8 protein-coding genes are annotated in these 6,268 nt (G+C 34.8%); 2 read left to right on the top strand and 6 right to left on the bottom strand.

Features of this window, described 5'->3' with window-relative positions; all coding sequences use genetic code 11:
* Positions 1–73: 73 nt before the first annotated feature.
* The 6 genes from trpD to Q0505_RS05045 all read right to left on the bottom strand — a co-directional run bounded on the left by trpD (position 74) and on the right by Q0505_RS05045 (position 5,049).
* A complete protein-coding gene (gene trpD, locus Q0505_RS05070) occupies positions 74–1,066 on the bottom strand; it encodes an anthranilate phosphoribosyltransferase (RefSeq protein WP_299209758.1) in 993 nt (330 codons plus the stop codon).
* A gap of 26 nt (positions 1,067–1,092) precedes the next feature.
* The gene (locus tag Q0505_RS05065) at positions 1,093–1,686 is read right to left on the bottom strand and encodes a hypothetical protein (RefSeq protein ID WP_299209757.1); all 594 of its coding nucleotides are present in this window, start codon (positions 1,684–1,686) and stop codon (positions 1,093–1,095) included.
* 14 nt (positions 1,687–1,700) lie between these two features.
* Complete coding sequence (locus Q0505_RS05060) at positions 1,701–2,270, bottom strand: aminodeoxychorismate/anthranilate synthase component II (protein WP_299209754.1); 570 nt, start codon at positions 2,268–2,270, stop codon at positions 1,701–1,703.
* 34 nt (positions 2,271–2,304) lie between these two features.
* Complete coding sequence (locus Q0505_RS05055; RefSeq protein ID WP_299209750.1) at positions 2,305–3,702, bottom strand: anthranilate synthase component I family protein; 1,398 nt, start codon at positions 3,700–3,702, stop codon at positions 2,305–2,307.
* A gap of 245 nt (positions 3,703–3,947) precedes the next feature.
* Positions 3,948–4,514, bottom strand: coding sequence for a YceI family protein (locus Q0505_RS05050; RefSeq protein ID WP_299209748.1), 567 nt, complete (start codon positions 4,512–4,514; stop codon positions 3,948–3,950).
* A 25-nt stretch (positions 4,515–4,539) separates the two neighbouring features.
* Positions 4,540–5,049 (bottom strand): MarR family transcriptional regulator, encoded by a 510-nt coding sequence (locus Q0505_RS05045; protein WP_366519369.1) that lies wholly within the window; start codon positions 5,047–5,049, stop codon positions 4,540–4,542.
* Positions 5,050–5,162: 113 nt separating this feature from the next.
* Between Q0505_RS05045 and Q0505_RS05040 the strand changes: the two genes are divergently transcribed.
* Positions 5,163–5,669 (top strand): TlpA disulfide reductase family protein, encoded by a 507-nt coding sequence (locus tag Q0505_RS05040; RefSeq protein ID WP_299209745.1) that lies wholly within the window; start codon positions 5,163–5,165, stop codon positions 5,667–5,669.
* The coding region (locus tag Q0505_RS05035) for a thioredoxin family protein (protein WP_299209742.1) at positions 5,666–6,268 on the top strand (603 nt) is incomplete at its 3' end. The genes Q0505_RS05040 and Q0505_RS05035, both read left to right, overlap by 4 nt.

The following is a 6,268-nucleotide window of genomic DNA, read 5'->3' as shown; positions in this document are numbered from 1 at the left end:
TAATAAAAACTAAGAAAAGCTTTTTCATCCTATTTCTAATTTTCGTTTTTAAATTCTATTTCTACTTTATTTTCTATGTACTCAATTCTTGTAATTTTTTTAATTTTTCAGCTGCTTTACCAGAAAGCAAACTTTCTTTAGCAAGGTCAAAACCTTCTTTTGGACTCAGTCCTTTTACAGTGGCGATTGCCATCCCTGCATTGGCGCAGACCACGTTGTTTTGTGGTGCGGTTCCTTTTCCAGAAATCACATCTATAAATATTTTTGCAGAGGCTTCTATACTATCTCCACCATAAATGTCTTGTTGCGTATGTGGTGCTACTCCAAAATCGGCAGGAGTAAGTATGGTTTCAGTATGATTGGTAATCGTTTTTGTAGGGCCTGTTAATGAAATCTCATCGTACCCATCTAATGCATGAAGAATTGTGAAGTTTTTCCCTCCTTTTTGATAGAGATATCCATACATTCTTGCAAGTTCTAGATTAAATACACCTACCAATTGATTTTTAGGAAATGCAGGATTCACCATAGGACCTAACATATTAAAAAAGGTTTTCACACCGAGTTCTCTTCTAATGGGAGCTACATTTTTCATAGCAGGGTGAAAGAGTGGGGCGTGTAATACACAGATGCCTACTTCATCCATAGATTGTTTTAGAAAATCTTTGTCATTACTGAATTTGATACCTAGGTATTCCATCACATTACTACTTCCGCTCACCGAAGATACTCCGTAATTACCATGTTTTGTAACGTGTACCCCCGCGCCCGCAGTGACAAAACTGGACAGCGTAGAAATGTTAAAGGTGTCTTTTCCGTCACCACCTGTACCACATAAATCGATGGCGTTGTATTCAGAAAAATCGACAGCGAGGCATAAATCTAATAAGGCATCTCTAAAACCCTCTAACTCTTCTATGGTAATGCTTCGCATCATATAGACCGTTAGGAAAGACGCAATCTGACTCATATTATATTTTCCTTCTGAAATGTTGACTAATATTTCACGTGATTCTTCTTTGGAAAGAATATCGTGTTGTATCAATCTGTTAAGTATATTTTTCATAGTTATTTTTCTTGACGACAGAAATCTTATTTTGGTCTATTAATATAAACGATCTCTAATCCTTTTGAGTCTCCAGCAATATTCTCCATCCCTTTTTTGAGTATATTTTCTTTTTTAGGAATCCCTCTGCCAAATTCGGCTCTGTCTATGTAATTATATATTCCTGTGCTGGTAGAGGCAATCCATCCTTTAGCAAAGGATGATTTATTAATGTTTAATGAGGTTGCTTTATAGTTAGAGAGTAGCTTTTTTGCAGCTCTTATCGCATCTTTTTCTGCGGTGTTATTAGGGAAGACGAGATACGTACCATTCTTAAAAACAATCCAATTTTTTCTGTCTGGATGAATCCCGAGTTGCACATTGAAAATAAGAGATTTGTAATCGTCAGGTTTTTTATTGACTACTTTTTTCTTTTTCTTTTTTACAACAGGTTTGGGTATCTCTTTAACAATAGGTGGAGCAGGAGGTTCTGGGACTGTATCTATTTGAAGAACTTCTGGCGCTTCTGGCGCTTCTTTGGTTGTTTCCACTGGCGTAGGAGGTTCAGGTGTTTTAGGGGTGTCTTTTACACATGAAACGAGTATACACGGTAGCAGTATATAGAAAAAGAGATTCCTCATGATATATGGTTTAATTAATTGTCAATCCAATTTTTAATCATAGCTTTTCCATCAGGAGTCAGGACACTTTCTGGGTGAAATTGTACCCCACGCACATCATATACTCTGTGTCTTAATGCCATAATTTGTCCTGTTTCATCTACTGCGGTTATTTCCAAACTTTCAGGAAACCCTTCTTGCGCTACGACCCAAGAATGATACCTGCCTACATCTATACGATGATCAAGACCTTGAAATAAAACCGTATCCTCTTTGATAATGCTGATTTGTGTAGCGACTCCATGAAATACTTGATCTAAATTAATAAGCGTACCACCAAAAACTTCTCCTATCGCTTGTTGCCCTAAGCATACGCCTAAAATACTTTTGGTAGCCGCATATTTTTTAATAACTTCTTTAAGCAATCCTGCTTCTTCAGGAATCCCAGGTCCAGGTGATAATAAAATCTTGGAATATTCTTCACAATCATTGATGTGAAACTGATCATTACGCTTGACAACGACAATACAATCTAATTCTTCCAAATAATGGACGAGGTTGTATACGAAGCTATCATAGTTATCTATAACGAGTACTTTTTTCATCTATTTTGTTTTTATGATATAAACTGCTAACAAACTATATCTCCTCAGCAAGTTCTAGTGCTTTTGTTAAGGCGCCTAATTTATTATATACTTCTTGTAATTCTTTTTCTGGATCGCTACCAGAAACGACTCCAGCTCCAGCTTGATAATGTAAGGTGTGATTTTTGCTTAAAAAAGAACGGATAATGATGGCGTGATTAAAATTGCCATCAAAATCCATAAAACCGATCGCCCCACCATAAAAAGTACGATTCCGATTCTCATATTTTTCTAGTAATTGCATGGCATTATGTTTAGGAGCACCGCTTAATGTCCCGGCTGGAAATGTATCTGCTACGACTTGTAATGTGCTAGAAGATTCATGTTTTTGTGCAGTTACTTTACTTACAAGGTGAATCACATGTGAGAAGAATTGTACCTCTCTATAGGTTTCAACCTGAACACCGTGACCATTTCTAGAAAGATCATTACGAGCAAGGTCAACGAGCATGACGTGTTCACTATTTTCTTTTTCGTCCACTGCGAGTTCTTTTGCAAGTTGCGCATCTTGCTCATCATTTCCTGTACGTTTAAACGTACCAGCAATGGGGTGAATCTCTGCTTTTCCTTCACTTACAATCAATTGTGCTTCTGGAGAAGATCCAAATATCTTAAAATCTCCGTAGTCAAAATAGAATAAATAAGGAGAAGGATTTACACTTCGCAGTGCTCTATATACATTAAATTCATCACCTTTAAATTGTTGAGAGAAACGTTTACTAGGAACTATTTGAAAAACATCTCCTCGTTGACAATGTTTTTTACATGTTTCTACAAGGGTTTTAAAATCCTGATCAGAAATATTGGTATCTGGTACGCCTTCTCTATTAAAATTATACTCAGCGAAGTTTTTTACTTTTAGTAGTTGCTCTATTTGCGGAATATTATTTTGATCTCCTGTGGTGTGGCAAAAGATATAAGCTTCATTATTAAAATGGTTGATCGCAATGATATTTTGATACACGGCATAATACATATCAGGAATAGCAAGATCCTGTTCTTTTTTAGTGATTTCGATATCTTCAAAGTAATGTACAGCATCATACGACATATACCCAAATAAGCCATTGTGTATAAATTTAAAGTCAGAAGATTGGGAGGAGAACGCTTTCGCGAAAGCGTCCAAAATACCAACCACATCGGTTTCAGGAGTCATTTTTTGAGACGTGGTATTGCCGTCAGGAAATTGCTGCGTAATGCTGTTACGATCTACTTTTATGGAAGCAATAGGATTACAACAAATATAACTGAAACTATTATCATTGGCATGATAATCACTACTCTCTAATAGTAAGCTATTGGGAAAACGATCTCGTAAACGTAAGTATACAGAGACAGGGGTCAGGGTATCTGCAAGTAGTTTTTTTGAGTATGTCTTTAATACGTATGGCATAGTATTTTTTTTATGAAAACGATTTTCTGTAAAAATGAAAAAGCCTGTCGTAAGACAGGCTTTTTATATATGTATATACATAGGAGCTTCCTTACGAGAACTGTTGTTTCGTATTCCACCACCAAGTATGTACTGCATTGTTTTTCATTGTGAGTGTAAATATAGGAAGGCGTTTTAAATAAAAAAAGCCCTGTTGCTAAATTTTATAAAAATAGTTTCAGGGCGTATCTTTTTAAATACTGTGATTAGAATGTTAAACTTACAGCAAGCTCAAAGTTGTCATCGATTGCTTTGTCTTTTAAGTTGTCAAAGAAGCTTCCAGAACCATAGGTGATTCCGTATTTTGTACGATCTATATCTAATTTTGTAGATGCCGTATTTCCATTAATGTTCATACGAATTTTCATAGGTTGTGTAATCCCTTTGATCGTCATATTTCCAACAACGCTATAGCCATCTCCACTTTGAGCAACATCTGTAATTGTAAATGTAGCTGTTGGAAAGTTATTTACTCCAAAAAATTCATCAGTTTTTAAATGACCTTCTAATTTTTCTTTTCCTTTTCCAGCTTCTAGGTCTGTTACTTGTAATGATGTCATGTTTACAGTAAAACTTCCACCTACAAGAGTATTGCCGTCCATGATAAGAGTTCCTTCTTGTAAATCAATAGTTCCTGTATGTGATCCAGTTACTTTTTTCCCAACCCAAGTAATGGTTGCATCTTTTACTTTTACTTCTTTTTTTACTGGGTTTGTTGCAAATGCCCCTGTTACGATAAGAGCTAAAATTGCTGTAAATAATCTAGTTTTCATTTTTTCTGTTTTAAGGTATTATTATTTATTGTCTGAGTTTGTTGAGTAGTTTATTGAGCAACTCAAGCTCACGATCGCTTAATTGTGCTGTTACTTTTTTTTCAGCATTATTTATAATAGGGTCTAATGTATTTAATAGGAGTAATCCTTTTTCGGTAATTGTAATTTCTACTTTTCTTCTATTGGAAGGACAAATAGTGCGCTCAGTATATCCTTTAGTAATTAATTTGTCTACAAGACGTGTTGTATTACTCGTTTTTGCTACCATACGCGAATTAATCGTAGAGAGATTTGCAGGCTTGTTTTTCTGACCTCTTAGAATACGTAAAACATTAAATTGTTGTAACGATATATCAAAAGGTTTTATAGCTTCTGCAATAATATCATTGACCCAATTTGCAGAATACAAAAGGTTAATGGTTAGCTTTCGCGAAAGCGGTAATGTCTTAGCTTGTATAACGTCTTCTATTGTCATTACAATTGTTGTATGTACAAATGTAATACTTTCTTTCATTCTGTTTAAAATTTTTAACATTTTTTTTAAATCAACGTATTTAAGCAGAGATTTAAAACATTTTTTTAACGTGTAAATCCCAAAGTTTGTTAATACCTCTTCTCAAATGGAAACCATACAATACTTTTACTGCAATGAAATTTTATGTACTTATAGGTTTATTTCTTTTATTAAGTTGCAAGGGTAAAAACCAAGAAACAGTTTCTGCTGTTAGTACAGGAGCAGATACGCTATTTGTTACAGTGGATTACAAAGGATTAGAATCTTACCTAAGAGAATCTAACGCTGCTGTTCACGTGGTGAATTTTTGGGCTACTTGGTGTAAACCCTGTATAGAAGAATTGCCTCATTTTGAAACGATACGAGAAAAATATAGTGCTCAAGATGTAAAAGTTATTTTAGTCAGTTTAGATTTTCCTGATCAAAGAGAACGTTTAACTCATTTTATAAAAAGGCGTAACCTTCAATCAGAAGTGGTGTTTTTAGACGATGGAGACGGCAACAGTTGGATTCCTAAAGTAGATATTAATTGGTCGGGTGCTATTCCTGCTACTATTATATATACAGATCAAAAACGTTCTTTTTATGAAAAATCTTTTACATTTAAAGAACTAGAAGAAGAACTTAAATTATTTTTATGAAAACATTAAAAATCTTAACGGCTGTAGCTTTTGTTGTGATTTTATCTGCTTTTGTCGTAAAATCAATTAACCCAAATAAGACTGGTGGAACCGAAAACGGATACGGAAATGGTTATGGAATCGGGGACATTGCAAAGGATATTCGCTTAAAGAATATCAATGGTGAGTTTGTTACTTTTTCTGACTATGCAAATGCAAAAGGATTTATTGTTGTTTTTACCTGTAACACCTGTCCTTTCTCTGTAGCTAATGAAGATCGCATCATTGCACTAGATACTAAGTATAAGAATCTGGGATATCCTGTGATAGCTATTAATCCGAACAATCCAGAAGTAAAACCAGGGGATAGTTTTGAGGCGATGAAACAAAGAGCAAAAGAAAAAGGATTTACATTTCCATACCTTATTGATGAAGGACAAAAAGTATATCCTACCTATGGAGCTACAAAAACACCTCACGTGTATGTACTCCAAAAGACTGATAAAGGGAATGAGGTAAAATATATTGGAGCAATTGATGATAATTATCAAGATGCAAAAGCGGTAAAACAGCATTATGTTGAAAATGCAGTGGATGCCCTTTTAAACGGAGAACCAATT

It is taken from the genome of uncultured Dokdonia sp., from assembly GCF_937910895.1.
GTDB lineage: Bacteria > Bacteroidota > Bacteroidia > Flavobacteriales > Flavobacteriaceae > Dokdonia.
This window is presented reverse-complemented; position numbering and strand designations above follow the sequence as displayed.

Excerpts from the sequence above, each read along its gene's own strand:
- trpD (WP_299209758.1), bottom strand. The coding sequence starts at position 1,066 with ATGAAAAATATACTTAACAGATTGATACAACACGATATTCTTTCCAAA.
- Q0505_RS05065 (WP_299209757.1), bottom strand. The coding sequence starts at position 1,686 with ATGAGGAATCTCTTTTTCTATATACTGCTACCGTGTATACTCGTTTCA.
- Q0505_RS05060 (WP_299209754.1), bottom strand. The coding sequence starts at position 2,270 with ATGAAAAAAGTACTCGTTATAGATAACTATGATAGCTTCGTATACAAC.
- Q0505_RS05055 (WP_299209750.1), bottom strand. The coding sequence starts at position 3,702 with ATGCCATACGTATTAAAGACATACTCAAAAAAACTACTTGCAGATACC.
- Q0505_RS05050 (WP_299209748.1), bottom strand. The coding sequence starts at position 4,514 with ATGAAAACTAGATTATTTACAGCAATTTTAGCTCTTATCGTAACAGGG.
- Q0505_RS05045 (WP_366519369.1), bottom strand. The coding sequence starts at position 5,049 with ATGTTAAAAATTTTAAACAGAATGAAAGAAAGTATTACATTTGTACAT.
- Q0505_RS05040 (WP_299209745.1), top strand. The coding sequence starts at position 5,163 with ATGAAATTTTATGTACTTATAGGTTTATTTCTTTTATTAAGTTGCAAG.